General features: G+C 60.0%; 12 protein-coding genes. 4 read left to right on the top strand and 8 right to left on the bottom strand.

The window, feature by feature from the left end; translation table 11 throughout:
• Window positions 1-192: 192 nt before the first annotated feature.
• Window positions 193-1,251 (bottom strand): PA0069 family radical SAM protein, encoded by a 1,059-nt coding sequence (locus AC09SL_RS10790; protein WP_058544166.1) that lies wholly within the window; start codon window positions 1,249-1,251, stop codon window positions 193-195.
• Between the two features lie 182 nt (window positions 1,252-1,433).
• Between AC09SL_RS10790 and AC09SL_RS10785 the strand changes: the two genes are divergently transcribed.
• On the top strand, window positions 1,434-2,114 hold the full coding sequence (locus AC09SL_RS10785; protein WP_058544188.1) for a dual specificity protein phosphatase family protein: 681 nt from the start codon (window positions 1,434-1,436) through the stop codon (window positions 2,112-2,114).
• 3 nt (window positions 2,115-2,117) lie between these two features.
• Here the strand turns inward: AC09SL_RS10785 and AC09SL_RS10780 are convergent, their stop codons facing one another.
• From AC09SL_RS10780 to prlC, 3 genes are all read right to left on the bottom strand, one after another.
• Window positions 2,118-4,106: a M3 family metallopeptidase gene (locus tag AC09SL_RS10780; protein WP_058544167.1), complete on the bottom strand. Its 1,989-nt coding sequence runs from the start codon at window positions 4,104-4,106 to the stop codon at window positions 2,118-2,120.
• A 111-nt stretch (window positions 4,107-4,217) separates the two neighbouring features.
• On the bottom strand, window positions 4,218-4,499 hold the full coding sequence (locus tag AC09SL_RS10775; protein ID WP_046064694.1) for a YheV family putative zinc ribbon protein: 282 nt from the start codon (window positions 4,497-4,499) through the stop codon (window positions 4,218-4,220).
• Entirely contained in the window at window positions 4,496-6,574 is a 2,079-nt protein-coding gene (gene prlC / locus AC09SL_RS10770) for an oligopeptidase A (RefSeq protein ID WP_196764452.1), read from the bottom strand. The genes AC09SL_RS10775 and prlC overlap by 4 nt, the downstream gene beginning before the upstream one ends.
• A gap of 72 nt (window positions 6,575-6,646) precedes the next feature.
• Here prlC and AC09SL_RS10765 point away from each other — a divergent pair, with 72 nt between their 5' ends.
• Together AC09SL_RS10765 and AC09SL_RS10760 are read left to right on the top strand one after the other, a co-directional pair.
• On the top strand, window positions 6,647-7,192 hold the full coding sequence (locus tag AC09SL_RS10765; protein WP_058544168.1) for a gamma carbonic anhydrase family protein: 546 nt from the start codon (window positions 6,647-6,649) through the stop codon (window positions 7,190-7,192).
• 27 nt (window positions 7,193-7,219) lie between these two features.
• On the top strand, window positions 7,220-7,870 hold the full coding sequence (locus AC09SL_RS10760; protein WP_058544190.1) for an HAD family hydrolase: 651 nt from the start codon (window positions 7,220-7,222) through the stop codon (window positions 7,868-7,870).
• Window positions 7,871-8,529: 659 nt separating this feature from the next.
• Here the strand turns inward: AC09SL_RS10760 and AC09SL_RS10755 are convergent.
• Both AC09SL_RS10755 and AC09SL_RS10750 read right to left on the bottom strand, forming a co-directional pair.
• Window positions 8,530-8,988 (bottom strand): REP-associated tyrosine transposase, encoded by a 459-nt coding sequence (locus AC09SL_RS10755; RefSeq protein ID WP_081264419.1) that lies wholly within the window; start codon window positions 8,986-8,988, stop codon window positions 8,530-8,532.
• Window positions 8,989-9,153: 165 nt separating this feature from the next.
• On the bottom strand, window positions 9,154-10,146 hold the full coding sequence (locus tag AC09SL_RS10750; RefSeq protein ID WP_058544170.1) for an AraC family transcriptional regulator: 993 nt from the start codon (window positions 10,144-10,146) through the stop codon (window positions 9,154-9,156).
• A 215-nt stretch (window positions 10,147-10,361) separates the two neighbouring features.
• On the opposite strand from AC09SL_RS10750, the gene AC09SL_RS10745 reads away from it, so the two are divergent.
• Window positions 10,362-10,934: a hypothetical protein gene (locus AC09SL_RS10745; RefSeq protein ID WP_058544171.1), complete on the top strand. Its 573-nt coding sequence runs from the start codon at window positions 10,362-10,364 to the stop codon at window positions 10,932-10,934.
• A gap of 360 nt (window positions 10,935-11,294) precedes the next feature.
• Here AC09SL_RS10745 and AC09SL_RS10740 read toward each other — a convergent pair whose 3' ends face one another.
• Entirely contained in the window at window positions 11,295-12,299 is a 1,005-nt protein-coding gene (locus AC09SL_RS10740; RefSeq protein ID WP_058544172.1) for an asparaginase, read from the bottom strand.
• A gap of 132 nt (window positions 12,300-12,431) precedes the next feature.
• Entirely contained in the window at window positions 12,432-13,883 is a 1,452-nt protein-coding gene (locus AC09SL_RS10735) for an alanine/glycine:cation symporter family protein (protein ID WP_058544173.1), read from the bottom strand.
• Between the last annotated feature and the right edge of the window lie 471 nt (window positions 13,884-14,354).

Below are 14,354 nucleotides of genomic sequence, written 5' to 3'. Positions count from 1 at the left end.
CTTTGACGTTGACGCCAGTGGCTGGTTAAAAAACGTCCAGGTCGAGGTGTTCGACCCGTCAGTCACTCGAAGAACAAGGTAGCGGCCGAAACTTAACTCAAACTGAAATCGAAGGCTCTAGGACAACGATTTCAGGGGTGGCGAAACACTGGCGCAGCTCATGTCCAGTGGCCTTTCCAAGGTCAACTTTAATCAAATCAACGACATCTGTCGGCCCGGCGGACAGAAGGCATCGCAATCGAGATTGTATCCGTCGCGGCGCTCAAGCCCCAAGCGCCTGAGGGCCTTGGCGAAACGCTGGGCCAGCAGGTCGGCGAACGGGCCTTCGCCGCGCATCCGCGCACCGAAGCGGCTGTCATACAGTTCGCCGCCGCGGCTCTGGCGGACCAGGCTCAGCACATGGGCGGCGCGCTGCGGGTAGTGCGCCTGCAACCACTGCTCGAACAGCGGCGCGACTTCCAGCGGCAGGCGCAGCATGACGTAGGCGGCATTCTGCGCGCCGGCGGCGTGGGCTTCGGCCAGCAGGCTCTCGATCTCGCTGTCGTTGATCATCGGGATCATCGGCGCACACAGCACCCCCACGGCAATGCCCGCCTCGCGCATGACCTTGATCGCCCGCAACCGCGCCTTGGGCGCCGCCGCGCGGGGTTCGAGAATGCGCTTGAGCTCATCGTCCAGGGTGGTGAGGCTGATCATCACGTGCACCAGGCGTTGTTGCGCCAGTTCGGTCAGCAGGTCCAGGTCGCGCAGGATCAGCGAACCCTTGGTGACGATGGTCACCGGATGCCGATAGCGCAGCAGCACCTCGAGAATCCGGCGGGTGATCCGTTGTTCGCGTTCGATAGGCTGGTAGGGATCGGTGTTGGACCCCAGCGCGATTGGCGCGCATTGATAGCCACGCCGGGACAATTGCTCTTCCAGCACATCGGCGGCATTGGTCTTGGCGATCAGCTTCGTTTCGAAATCCAGCCCCGGCGACAGGTCCCAATAGGCATGGCTGGGCCGCGCATAGCAGTAGATGCAGCCGTGTTCGCAGCCTCGGTACGGGTTGATCGAGCGGTCGAAGGGGATATCGGACGAGGTGTTGCGGGTAATAATGGTCTTCGCCATTTCGATGCGCACTTCGGTGCCCTGGGTCGGCGGGACTTCCTGGTACCAGCCGTCATCCTCGGCCACCGAGCGACTCGGGGCGAAGCGGTTGTGCGGGTTGGTCGCGGTGCCGCGGCCGCGAGGCGCAAGAGACGCTGGCATGGGAATACTCCGAAAGCTGTATGTGCATACAGTATTCGTTGCATTCGATTAAGGCCAGTGCCATTCAGCAGCCCGAGTCCCCGATCATCGTTCACAACGCTTTGACGTTCTCCTCACAGGCTTTTAACCGCAGCGAGCCGAAACTGTTGATCTCGCATTCCTTCGTTTTCGGTCGTCCGTGCATGCTCAAGCTCTGTTCCCGTTCACTGCTCTGCCTGGCCCTGCTCATCGGGTTCGCCGAGATCCCCGCCCAAGCGGCCGATACCCCTGACGCGAGGCCCGCTGAATGGGCGCAGCCGGTGGAAAAGGACTACAACCTCTACCAGATGTCTGCGACGCTCTACCGCAGCTCCCTGCCGGACGGCGCAGCGCTGCCCTTGCTGACCAAACTCAAGATCGGCACGGTGATCAACTTCCTGCCGGAGTCGGACAAGCGCTGGTTGTCCACCCCCGGCATCGAGCAAGTGCAACTGTCCTATCGCACCAATCATGTCGATGACAGCGACATCCTCAAGGCTTTGCGCGCCATCCAGGCGGCCGAAGCCAAGGGGCCGGTGCTGATGCATTGCAAGCACGGCTCGGACCGCACCGGGCTGGTCGCCGCCATGTACCGGGTGGTGGTGCAGGGCTGGAGCAAGGAGGATGCCTTGAACGAAATGACCGAAGGCGGCTTCGGTGACAGCCATCACTTCAAGGATGGGGTGCGCTACATGATGCAGGCCGATGTCGACAAACTCCGCGTGGCGCTGGCGAATGGCGATTGCAGCACCAGCGTCTTTGCCCTTTGCTCCCTGGAAAGCTGGGTCAACTCAACCACGACGGCGATTCACGTTGACCCTCAGGTTGTACTTCCCGAACGATGATCGCTACGTGCCCAGAAACGCCGCGATCGACTCGGACAGCGGTCGCGAATCGCCCGGCCCGAAAATCGTCTCGCGCAACGCCCGCCCGGTTTCCCGGTTGAACAGCCCATCGCGCTGGAATCTCTGGAACACGGTTTTCGCCAATTCCCTCGACCAGGCATAGGCATAGAGCCTGGCCCCATAGCCGGTCACCATGTAGTCCAGGCCATTGGGCCAGCGTTCGGTTGCAGACACCGGCAGATGCCCGACCTGTGCGCTGACTTGATCGAATACTTGTTGGGCGGTGCGTCCGTCACCGTGGCTGCGGTGCAATTGCATGTCGAACAGCGCATCGCGCAAGAACAGTGCGGTGTCCCAACTGGTCTGGGTATGGAGGTAGACCAGCAATTGATCGGCGATGGTGTCAGGCAAGGGCGCCCCGGTCTGGTGATGTTTCGATACCCGGATCAGGCAGGGCTTGGTGAAGCACCACTGCTCGAACAACATCCCGGCGAATTCGGCCGTATCCCGGGACAGCGCCGAGATGCCCGAAACGTCGCGGTATTCAGCCCGGGTCAAGACGTGATGCAAGCAATGGCCGAGTTCATGAAAGAGGATGCGCAGTTGCCGATGATCGAGCAACACCGGGTTTGCACCTGAGGCACGTGGCAGCCAGCTATGCAAGACAGCGATGGGGTGCCGGGGCCGGCCCTCGGCGGTGATGCGCCGGTTGCGCAGAATGGTGGTACTGGGGAAACCGTCCTGGTTCGCCTCTGCAAACGGGTCGAAATAGAAGTAGCCCACGGTTTCTTCCCGCTCGCGGACTTCAAGAAGACGCACGTCCCGGTGCCAGGTCGGCACATCCCGGCGTTCAACGATGTCCACGCCGAACAGGTCCCTGGCGATCAGCAACAGTTGTGCAAAAGTCGACTCCAGTTCAAACCAGGCACTGGCGTCTTGCTCCGAAACCCCAGCCGTTTGCCGCCGAAGCTTTTCGACCAGGTATTGATAATCCCAAGGCTGGAGGCCGCTGAAGCCTTGTGTTGCGGCAAATTTTTCCAGTTGCTCGGTGTCCCGGGCAAATACGCCGCGCCGCTGGGCGAGCTGTTCTTGCAAGAACGACAGGACCTGTTCAGGTGACTCGGCCTGTTCCGGTTCGAGCGTCATTTGCGCGTAATTCGAATAACCCAGTAACGTCGCCTGCTGATGGCGATCCCTGAGCAACTGCGCGAGGACTTCGCCGTTGTCGAACAGGCCGGCATGGGGCCCCTGATCCGATGCGCGCGTGCTGAAGGCGACGTACATTTGCTTGCGCAAACCCTGATCGTCAGCGTAACGGGTGACGATACGAAACGACTCCTCGTTGAGCGTCAGCAACCAGCCCTTGCGTCCAGCCTCACGCGCCTGGTGGGCCATGCGTTGTTTGAAGGACGACGGCAGGCCGCTCAACTGTGCCTCGTCGTCAAACGCTTGGCTCCAGGCTTTATTGGCTTCTTGCAGGTGGTCCAGAAACAAGCTCCGGGCGCCTTGGATGCGCAGTTGCAGGTCTTTCAAGTCTGCCTGTGCGGTGTGCGTCACTGCGTTCTGGTGAAACCGCCGGAGGATTTTTTCCAGCGTTCGTTTTCTCGCGGGGGTGAAATGCCTGGCGATCTGGCTGTTGGCCAAGCGCTGGTAGAGTTGAAACAGTTCGGGGTTTCGCCTCAATGACCGTTGGTAATCGTGCAAGCGTTCGCTGCAATCGAGCGAAGCCTGCGTCCAGGCGTCACCGGTCCTGGTCGAGGTCAGTCGTTCCAGCACATAGGCGAAGCTCTTTAAGCGGGCGTGGATCTCGTCCATTGCCAACACGAGGTCGTCCCAGGTAGGGAATGGTGCTTGTGTCCGGATAATGTCGGCCACTTGGGCGCGACTCTCGGCAAGAATCCGGTCGAGGGCCGGCGAGAAGTGCCTGGCCTGGATCTGGGAAAAAGGCGGCAGGTCATGGACCTGCAATAGCGGATTGTTTTCGGTGGGCATCGGAAGCCTTCCATGGACTGAACGGAATGGACAGTCTGGGCAGGCCGCTGTGGGAAATGGCGATATATATGTATCGCTTCCGGGCCACAGGGCCCGGAAGGTGATACCGGATCATTCCGTCGGTTTTTTCTTCAGCTTGGGGTTGGGGAAAAACTGCACTGCCTGGACCTTGGCGTCCGGCACCTTGAGCGCCGAGGTATTGACCCGGGTGCCCAATTCCTTGGGCACCGACAGGCCTTGCTCGTTGAGTGTGTCGCAATAACCGCAGGCCACACATTCACGGTGCGGCACGCCGTCTTCGTTCCACATCATCAACTTGTCCGGCTCGCTGCAGGCCGGGCAGACCGCCCCGGCGATAAAGCGTCGCTTGGTAATCACTGGTCCCTCGCTCATGCTGCCGCGTCCTCGGTCAGGCCGCTGTGGCGCAAGAGTGCGTCAATCGACGGCTCACGGCCACGGAAGTCGACGAACAGCACCATCGGCTCCTGGGAGCCACCGCGCGCCAGGATCGCCTCACGGAAGGCACGCCCGGTGTCAGCGTTGAGCACGCCGTCCTCTTCGAACCTGGAGAACGCATCGGCCGACAATACTTCCGCCCATTTGTAGCTGTAGTAGCCCGCCGCGTAGCCGCCGGCGAAGATGTGGGCGAAGCTGTTGGGGAAGCGGTTATAGGCCGGTGGACGCATGACCGACACTTCGTCGCGCACGCCCTCGAGCACTTGCAGCACGCTGCGGCCATCGCCGTGGGTGGCGTGCAGCTCGAAGTCGAACAGCGAGAATTCCAGTTGGCGGACCATCATCAGGCCGGACTGGAAGTTTTTCGCCGCGAGCATTTTCTCCAGCAGGTCCTGGGGCAGTGGCTCGCCGGTTTCGTAGTGACCGGAGATCAGCGCCAGGCCTTCAGGCTCCCAGCACCAGTTTTCCATGAACTGACTCGGCAGCTCCACGGCATCCCAGGCCACGCCGTTGATGCCGGACACGCCGGCGTGTTCGACGCGGGTCAGCAGGTGGTGCAGGCCATGGCCGAACTCGTGGAACAGGGTGGTGACTTCATCGTGGGTCAGCAGGGCCGGTTTGCCACTGTCAGCCGGGGTGAAGTTGCACACCAGGTTGGCGACCGGGCTCTGCAGGACGCCGTCGATGGTGCGACGACGGTCGCGGGCGCCGTCCATCCAGGCACCGCCGCGCTTGTTGGCGCGGGCGTAGAGGTCGAAGAAGAAGCGGCCGACGTGCTGGCCGTTCTCCTTGATTTCGAACAGGCGCACGTCCGGGTGCCAGGTGTCGAAGCCTTTCAGTTCGGCGATCTCGATGCCGTAGAGGCGCTGCACGATGGCGAACAGGCCGCCCAGTACCTTGTCGATCGGGAAGTACGCACGCAGGGCTTCCTGGGCGACGCTGTAACGCTGCTGGCGCAGTTTTTCACCGTAGAAACCGCTGTCCCAGCTTTGCAGGTCGGGGCAGCCCTGTTCGGCGGCGAAGGCCTTGAGCTGTTCCAGGTCCAGGGCGGCGAACGGCTTGCTGCGCTTGGCCAGGTCCCGCAGGAAACTGAGGACCTGATCGCTGGATTCGGCCATCTTGGTGGCCAGGCTCAACTCGGCGAAGTTGGCGAAGCCGAGCAATTGGGCCAGTTCCTGGCGCAGGTCGAGGATCTGTTCCATCACCGGGCCGTTGTCGTTCTGGCCGGCATTCGGACCCTGGTCCGACGCGCGGGTGCAGTACGCCGCGTAGACTTCTTCACGCAGGGCGCGGTCTTCGGCGTAGGTCATCACCGCGTAATAGCTGGGGAATTCCAGGTTGATCAGCCAGCCGTCCAGCTCCTTGGCCTGGGCGGCCGCGGCCATTTGCGCCTTGGCCGAGTCGGTCAGGCCGGCGAGGGCGGCCTCGTCGGTGACGTGCTTGGTCCAGGCCTGGGTCGCGTCCAGCAGTTGATTGGAGAAGCGGCTGCCCAGTTCGGACAGTTTGCTCTGTACTTCGGCGTAGCGCTTCTGCTGCTCCGGCGGCAGGTCGATACCCGACAGGCGGAAGTCACGCAGGGAATGTTCCAGGATGGTTTTCTGCGCGACGTCGAAACCGGCGGCTTCAGGGCTGCTCGCCAGGGCTTCGAAGGCCTGGAACAATTCGCGGTTCTGGCCCAGCTCGGTGGAGTAGGCACTCAGCGCCGGCAGGCAGGCCTCGTAGGCTTCGCGCAGTTCTGGGCTGTTGCGCACGGCGTTCAAATGGCTGACCGGGCTCCAGGCAGCGCCCAGTCGATCATTGAGCTCGTCCATCGCCAATACCAGGCCGGCCCAGGTAGGCTGCTGGACTTGGGTCTTGAGGAGCTCGGCGATGGCGGCGCGGTTGTCAGCCAGGATCTGCTCGATGGCCGGTTGCACGTGTTCGGCACGGATCGCCGAGAATGGCGGCAGGTCATAGGGCTGTAAAAGAGGGTTGTTCACGCTCACGGTCGACACCTTGGCTGGAAGAAACATGGGCCCATCTTAATTACAATCGACGTTCACCGCAGCTAGCAGCGCCTATCACCGGATAAGAGAGAGCCTATCGTGACCCTTCGCACGTACCAGAACCACCGCCCGCGGCTAGCCCGTGGCGCTTTTGTCGACAGCACCGCGGTGGTGATCGGCGACGTTGAAATCGGCGAAGACAGCTCCGTCTGGCCGCTGACGGTCATTCGCGGCGACATGCACCGCATCCGTATCGGTGCGCGTACCAGCGTCCAGGACGGTTGCGTGCTGCACATCACCCACGCTGGGCCGTTCAATCCCGAGGGCTTCCCGTTGCTGATCGGCGACGACGTGACCATCGCCCACAAGGTCATGCTCCATGGCTGCTCCGTGGGCAGCCGGGTCCTGATCGGCATGGGCAGCATCGTCATGGACGGCGCGGTGGTCGAAGATGATGTGATCATCGGTGCCGGCAGCCTGGTACCGCCGGGCAAGCGCCTGGAAAGCGGCTTTTTATATGTGGGCAGCCCGGTGAAGCAGGCCCGGCCGCTGACGGACAAGGAGCGCGCCTTCTTCACTTACAGCGCGGCGAACTACGTGAAGCTCAAGGACCTGCATCTGGCCGAAGGCTACGACCAGGATTGAATCGCCCCGCCACTTCCAGGAATGTTCATGCATTACCAAACCGTACTGTTCGACCTCGACGGCACCCTCACCGACCCCCGCGAGGGCATTACCCGTTCGATCCAGTTCGCCTTGAGCAAACTGGGCATCGACGAACCCGACCTGACCCGTCTCGAGCCTTTCATCGGCCCGCCGCTGTTGCAGGCCTTCATGCAGTTCTATGACTTCGACGAAGCGAAGGCCTGGGAGGCGGTGAATTTCTATCGCGAGCGGTTCAAGGTCACCGGCCTTTATGAGAACCGCGTCTTTGACGGCGTGATGCCGTTGCTGGAAACCCTGGGCGGCCAAGGGCGCCAGTTGTACATCGCCACCTCCAAACCCTGGGTCTTCGCCCGGGAAATCGCCCGCCACTTCGACTTCGCCCGGCACTTCAAAGTGATCTACGGCAGCGAACTGGACGGTACCCGCACCAATAAAGTCGAGCTGATCGCCCACCTGCTGGCCGAAGAAGGCCTCGACCCGACCGGCACCCTGATGATCGGCGACCGCAAACACGACCTGATCGGCGCCCGCAGCAATGGCCTGGATGCCGCGGCGGTGGGGTATGGCTTTGGCAGCCATGAAGAACTCAGCGCCGAGGGCCCGGCGTATCACTTCGAGACGGTGGATGCGTTGCATCAGGCGTTTTTGCGGGGTTAGTCATATTGCCATCGCGGGCAAGCCTTGCTCCCACAGGACCGCGGCTTGAATGCTATTGGGGGCAAGGCTTGCTTCCCCCTCAAAAGCAGCATTTGTAATGCCTGTGGAAGCAGACTTGTTCCTCCAAGTAGCAGCATTTGGAGTGCCTATGGAAGCAGACTCGCCCCCCTTCAAAGCAGCATTTGGAATGCCTGTAGAAGCAGGCTTGCTCCCCTTCAAAAGCAGCATTTGGGGTGCCTATGGAAGCAGGCTCGCCCCCCTTCAAAAGCAGCATTTGGAATGCCTGTAGAAGCAGGCTTGCTCCCCTTCAAAAGCAGCATTTGGGGTGCCTATGGAAGCAGTCTCGCCCCCCTTCAAAAGCAGCATTTGGAATGCCTATGGAAGCAGGCTTGCCCCCCTTCAAAAACAGCACTTGGAATGCCTATGGAAGCAGGCTTGCCCCCCTTCAAAAGCAGCACTTGGAGTGCCTATGGAAGCAGGCTCGCCCCCCTTCAAAGCAGCATTTGGAATGCCTGTAGAAGCAGGCTTGCTCCCCTTCAAAAGCAGCACTTGGAATGCCTATGGAATCAGGCTTGCTCCCCCCAAAAAACAGAATTGGAATACCTGTGGGAGCAAGGCTTGCCCGCGATGAGGCCGTCGTCGACGCCGCTCAAATCGAATCAGACCCATATCGCGTCCCACAATGGATAGTCCCCTATTTTTGTAACTAAACCGGCTCGCAGCGGGTTTGCCACGACATATCGAGCGACTGTTTGCAGATCCTCCTCCTTGCGAATGGCTCGGTCATGAAATCCTTCCTGCCAAAGCGATCCTTCCCGCTGCGTCAATCGATTGAAGACAACCGTGGTCCGAGACTTCGTTCGCGCAATCAGTTTGGAAAGGTCTATCCCCTGCAATTCGATCAGCCAGTGAAAATGGTCTGGCATCACCACCCAGGCCAACGAGTGGGCAAATTGCTCTTCCTGAGCCTTTCGGAAGGCATCAACGACTAAGCGTCCTGTCTCGAAGCGGCTAAAAAGCGGCTCGCGATCGCGCGTATTCACGGTCAGTAAATAGATTTGTCCAGGCTGCGAATATCGTCCGGAACGCAACCCTTGGGAATGAGGCCGTGTTGTCACAAATGATCGTCCTTAATCTGTCCTTTATTTCAAGGCTAGGACAGCAGAAGCGGATCCGACTTGGAATGTTGGAGCAGGATGTGTCTGGGTTGACGCCATCGCGGGCAAGACTTGCTCCCACAGGGGTAAGGTGTCGTACATGAAGGAGGTGATTCCCTGGGAAGGTCAGGCCCTGAACTGGCTGGGCGCCACCCCGCTCCAGCGCACGAAGGCATGGCGGAAGCTGGCGGTTTCGCTGAAACCCAGTCGTTCGGCGATTCGATAGATCGGCAATTGGTCCTCGCAAAGCATCTGCTTGGCCCGTTCGAAGCGCAATTCGTCCAGCAGCTCCTGGTAGCTGCAGCCCAGGTCCTTGAGGTGGCGCCGCAAGGTACGCGCCGAGCAGTTCATCTGTTCGGCCAGGCCTTCCAGCCCGGGGGCGGCGTTCAGTTGGGCGTCGAGCAACTGACGGATCCGCCCCAACCAGGCCTGGCGTCCGGTGAATTCGGTGTTCTGCCGGCGGCAACGTTCGGCCATGGCGTGATGGGTGATGGGGTCGGCCAGGGGCAGGGGGTGGTCGAGCCAGTGGCGCTCGAAAGCGAACGCGTTATCGATGCTGTCGAAGCGCACCGGACAATCGAAGAGCGCTGCGTAGCGCGCCTGGTAATCGGGCGCTGGATGTTCGAAGCGTGCCGCACGCAAGGGCAGTGCATGACCAAGGAGGTCATTGCAGATCACCTTCAGCGAAACCATGCAGAACTCGGCATTGAACACCGCCAGGGCCGGATTCTCCCGATAATCGCCGGCACTGAACCAGATGTGCTCGCCGTCATCGTCCAGGTTCAGTTCGAAGAGTGTTCCCAATAGCGCCGGATAGCGCAGCGCCAGGCGCAAGGCGTCACCTAAGGTGGCACTGGTGAGCAGCGCATAGCCGAGCATGCCGTAGGACGAAACGTGCATGCGCAGGCCCAGCTCCAGGCCGATGTCGCGCTTGAGGGCCACGGCGTTGGCGCAGACCTGCATCTCCTGGTTGGTGGTGATACGCGTATCGGCCCGGCTCAGGTCCGCCGCGCTGATGCCGCTGCCGGCCAGCAATGCATCACTGGACAGCCCTTCGTTTTTAAAGGTGTTCAGTACCAGTGAGACGGCGTTGAGGGTGGTGAGGTGGGAATGCAGCATGTCCGTTTCCTGCTTGGGGAAGGCTGGAAACGGAGCAAGTTGTATGCCGAAGCTGGATCGTAATGTTACTCGCTGAATCTAGATTATGTGTGGTAATGAGGTTGATTACGGTGCCTTATTCCGAAATTATATAAAACACTGTCAATGTTTACAGGTTTTGGTGAAGGTAAGTAAAGGCATATTTAAGTCTCCTATTTACTACCTGGGTATTTGTAATGGACACTGAACTTAAGGAAAAAATAAACAACACTCAATTCGGCACGGAGATCACCATCAGAGGGTACTTTCTTGATAACCATAATATCTCCAGAAAGACGGGCCTTTTGTCAGGTTTTAGCTTTGCGTCCGATACGTTGGAAATATATAACACGACTTATGATAAGCCAGAAACTATTCTGCTTTCTAAGCTTGCAGATTCTCCCACTGGTCCAATGATAGAGGGGCATGGTCCTATTAGTACCTACGGCCCAGATGCGCGGAATCCTAGTATGAGGGAGGGGCTTGAGGCGAAGTTAAGATCTGCCTCTGTGGGGCAGGATCTTAGTTTGAAAGGACATTTTTCCGATGATTCTGCGCATTCAATGACATATAAAAAAGGTAAGTTGAAGAATGTCGACTGGTCCGCAAATCGTCTTTATTTGCAAGACTCATACGATAAGGAAGTTGTAGTTGTGCTGTCTGAAATATATGAGGTTGATCCTCGTGAAGTTTTCGGGGGGAGGCAGCTTTTCAATAAATGGGTGCTGCGCGCTGATCTAGACGGCTGGAGACTGGCCAAATCAGTCTGAAAGGAAGGTTGATCGAATAAAAAAATATTATTGGTTCTGGTTTATAGACTGTGTTGTGGAGAGAAGCGTCAGAAAGGTGAAGGCTCAACGCAACATCTGTGGAATGAGCCTGCTCGCGATTGCGGTGTGTCAGATAATGGTTATGTGACTGATATACCTACGTCGCGAGCAAGCTTGTTTTCACACAAGTTGTGTGAAAACTTTCAGCGGGATCTGACAGGTCAAAAACAAATTTAAGTTTCGCGTTTCTACGTGAACTCTGAGTCAGCCGGATAACCAAGCGTTTACAGATTTCACGCACAACCGCACTCTTCGAAAAAGCCGTTTGGGTCTTCACCCAGCCTGCCCAGGTTTTTAGGATCAGCTCAGCTCGCCACACAGGTCCAGCTCTACCAGCCGCCGAACCTCTTCCACCGGCAACCCCGCGCCAATCAGCGCCTGCAACTTGCCGAACGCCGCCTCGCGGGTCATGCCACCGCCGGACAGCACGCCAACGCCACGCAAGCGACTGCCAGCCTCGTAAACGTCCAGCTCGACGCCACCTTCATGGCATTGGGTCACCGCCACGACCACCACGCCGCTGTCCCGCGCCCGCTCGAGGCTGGCGAGGAAGGCCGGGTTGTCGCTCGGCCCGGTGCCGCTGCCGTAGCACTCCAGCACCAGGCCCTGGATGCCGCTGCCCAGCAGGCCATCGAGGACCTGTGCGCTGATGCCGGGAAACAGCGGTAACACGGCGATGTTCGCCAATTGCTTGGGCTGGTTGTAGTTCAACTGCGCCGGCAGCGAGGAGGCTTTGACGCCGCCGCCCTGGCGTTCCAGGCGCTTGAACGGGTGGCGACCGAAGCTGCGCACCTTGGCGCAACGGGTCGGCGCCAGCAGCTCACCGTGGAAGTACAGGTGCACGCCCGGCGCCAGGCCCTGGCCGAGGGCGACCAGCGCGCCGCTGAGGTTTTCCCAGGCGTCGCTGTCGGTCACGCCGGCGGGCAGCATGGAGCCTGTGAAGCAGACCCGTGCATGCAGGCCCAGCAACTGGAAGCTCATCGCCGCGGCGCTGTAGGCCAGGGTATCGGTGCCGTGCAGGATCAGTACGCTGTCGCAGCCCTGCACATCCACGGCATCGACCACCGCTTCGCGCAGTTGTTGCCAATAGGCCGGGGTCATGTTGGCGCTGTCGATCAGCGGCGACATTTCCCGGAAGCGCCATTGCGGCACGACGAGTTCGGGTTGGTTGTGCAGGTAGTCACGCATCCGCGCTTCGAAACCGGATGCCGGGGTCAGGCCGTGGGCGCTGGCCTGCATGCCGATGGTGCCGCCGGTATAGAGCACCATGACGTGCTGGGCGGCAGGGTAGGTCAAGCCATTCATGGGGTTGTTCTCCGAGGACGAAAACGGCAGCTTGGGTCAGCTGCCACAACATAAGGTCGAGCATGACGCCGACCTCAGGCTGTGTCACGCCGGGCGCAGGGGATGCGCCCGGTTTTTTTCCTTGATTACCGATCAGCGTTGCGCTGCGGCCACGCCAGCAGTCTTGGCGTCAGGTTTGGTAACCGGCGCCGATGGGTTGGCCGGCCAAGCCTTGCGGTCCAGATCCAGGTCCGGGAACTTGCTGGAGTCGAAGACAGGGGTCTTGATGCCGGCCGAACGCTGGTCATCGTAGTCACGCAGGATGCGCATGCCGACCTTGAACAGCAGGAACAGCGCGATCAGGTTCACGAACGCCAGCAGGGTCATGGTGATGTCGGCGAAGGCGAACACGGTGCCGAGGTTTTCGATGGCGCCCCAGAAAATCAGGACCAGAACCAGTGTGCGGTAGGCGATCAGGGCCTTGCGGTTTTCACCCAGCATGAAGCGCAGGTTGTTCTCGCCCAGGTAGTAGTTGTAGAGGATCGAGGTGAACACGAACAAGGACAGGGCCACGGAGATGAATATCCGGCCCCAGTCACCCACGACGGCCGCCAGGGAGTTCTGGGTCAGGGCAATGCCGTCGCCTTCGAAGCCCGGGGTGTAGAAGCCCGACAGCAGGATCAGCAGTGCGGTGCAGGTGCAGATCAGGAACGTGTCGAGGAACACGCTGAACGCCTGAACCACGCCCTGGGCTACCGGGTGCTCGACCGACGCGACGGCGGCCACGTTTGGCGCACTGCCCAGGCCGGCTTCGTTGGCGAACACGCCACGCTTGACGCCCATGACGATGGCGCTGCCGATCAGGCCGCCAAAGGCCTGGTCCAGGCCGAAGGCGCTTCTGACGATGGTCGCCAGCATGTCCGGTACGTGTTCGAACTGCAGCACGATCACGTAGAGGGTCACGCCGATGTACGCCAGGGTCTTGACCGGTACCAGCAGGTCGGCCACCTTGGCGATGCGCTTGATCCCACCGATGAACACCAGGCCCAGCAGCACCGCCAGGCCCAGGCCGGTGTAGGTGGTGTCGAAGCCGAAGGCGTTGTTCAGGGAATGGGTAACTGCGTGGGCTTGCAGGCCGTTGAAGGCGAAGCCGAAGGTGACCAGCAGCAGGACCGCCATGACCATGCCCAACCAGCGCTTCTGCAGGCCGTGCTGGATGTAGTAGGACGGGCCGCCACGGAACTGGCCTTCGGCGTCGCAGCGCTTGTAGAGCTGGCCGAGGGAGCACTCGAAGAAGCTGCTGGACATGCCGACCAGCGCGGTCACCCACATCCAGAACACTGCACCAGGACCGCCGAGGGTCACGGCGATGCCGACACCGGCGATGTTGCCCGCGCCGACACGACCGGCGAGGCTGAGCATCAGCGCCTGAAATGAGCTGAGCTGGTCAGTGCTGCTTTTCAAACTGTCACGGAACACCGCGAACATGTGAAAGAAATGACGGAACTGGACGAAACGCGAGCGGATCGTGAAGTAGCTCCCGAGCCCGACAATGAGCACGATCAGCACTTTCCCTGAGAGGAAGTCGTTGATGACTTCAAGCATGAGTATTCCTCGCTGTTTTTTGTTTAAGCAAATGCTGGCCATTTGGAAACATCGCGTTACATCGGTCGGCGCGCGGCCCGACAGGTGAGGCGATGTTTCGTCCCGGTCCATTTTCGCGGGTTTGTTATTAGTTCGGTTTTCGCATGTTTAAGGGTCTCGCTGCAGACGACCGCTCATGCGAAGAGGGGCGGCACTATACCTATCAGTGCGGTGCCCGTCTGCACAGTTGTGGTGCGTCCGACGAAGCGGACCCTTTGAAACACCTGGCCTTTCGGTCAGGTTATTGTGGGGGCGAGCCTGCTTGCGTTGGCTGGCGACGCGGTTTACAACGGGCAGCGCGTCGTCGTTTATCACGAGCAGGTTCCTTCCCACAGGTTCGGTCATCCTTTGCTGCTATCAATTAAAAAAAGGGCTTGGGGAAGATCCCCAAGCCCTCAAAAGGTGAGAGGTGTCTAGTCCCTCGACCTGGTG

It is taken from the genome of Pseudomonas sp. PF05 (genome assembly GCF_056521845.1).
This window is presented reverse-complemented; position numbering and strand designations above follow the sequence as displayed.

Excerpts from the sequence above, each read along its gene's own strand:
- AC09SL_RS10780 (WP_058544167.1), bottom strand. The coding sequence starts at position 4,106 with ATGCCCACCGAAAACAATCCGCTATTGCAGGTCCATGACCTGCCGCCT.
- AC09SL_RS10750 (WP_058544170.1), bottom strand. The coding sequence starts at position 10,146 with ATGCTGCATTCCCACCTCACCACCCTCAACGCCGTCTCACTGGTACTG.
- AC09SL_RS10740 (WP_058544172.1), bottom strand. The coding sequence starts at position 12,299 with ATGAATGGCTTGACCTACCCTGCCGCCCAGCACGTCATGGTGCTCTAT.
- AC09SL_RS10745 (WP_058544171.1), top strand. The coding sequence starts at position 10,362 with ATGGACACTGAACTTAAGGAAAAAATAAACAACACTCAATTCGGCACG.
- AC09SL_RS10790 (WP_058544166.1), bottom strand. The coding sequence starts at position 1,251 with ATGCCAGCGTCTCTTGCGCCTCGCGGCCGCGGCACCGCGACCAACCCG.
- AC09SL_RS10760 (WP_058544190.1), top strand. The coding sequence starts at position 7,220 with ATGCATTACCAAACCGTACTGTTCGACCTCGACGGCACCCTCACCGAC.
- prlC (WP_196764452.1), bottom strand. The coding sequence starts at position 6,574 with ATGTTTCTTCCAGCCAAGGTGTCGACCGTGAGCGTGAACAACCCTCTT.
- AC09SL_RS10735 (WP_058544173.1), bottom strand. The coding sequence starts at position 13,883 with ATGCTTGAAGTCATCAACGACTTCCTCTCAGGGAAAGTGCTGATCGTG.
- AC09SL_RS10775 (WP_046064694.1), bottom strand. The coding sequence starts at position 4,499 with ATGAGCGAGGGACCAGTGATTACCAAGCGACGCTTTATCGCCGGGGCG.
- AC09SL_RS10785 (WP_058544188.1), top strand. The coding sequence starts at position 1,434 with ATGCTCAAGCTCTGTTCCCGTTCACTGCTCTGCCTGGCCCTGCTCATC.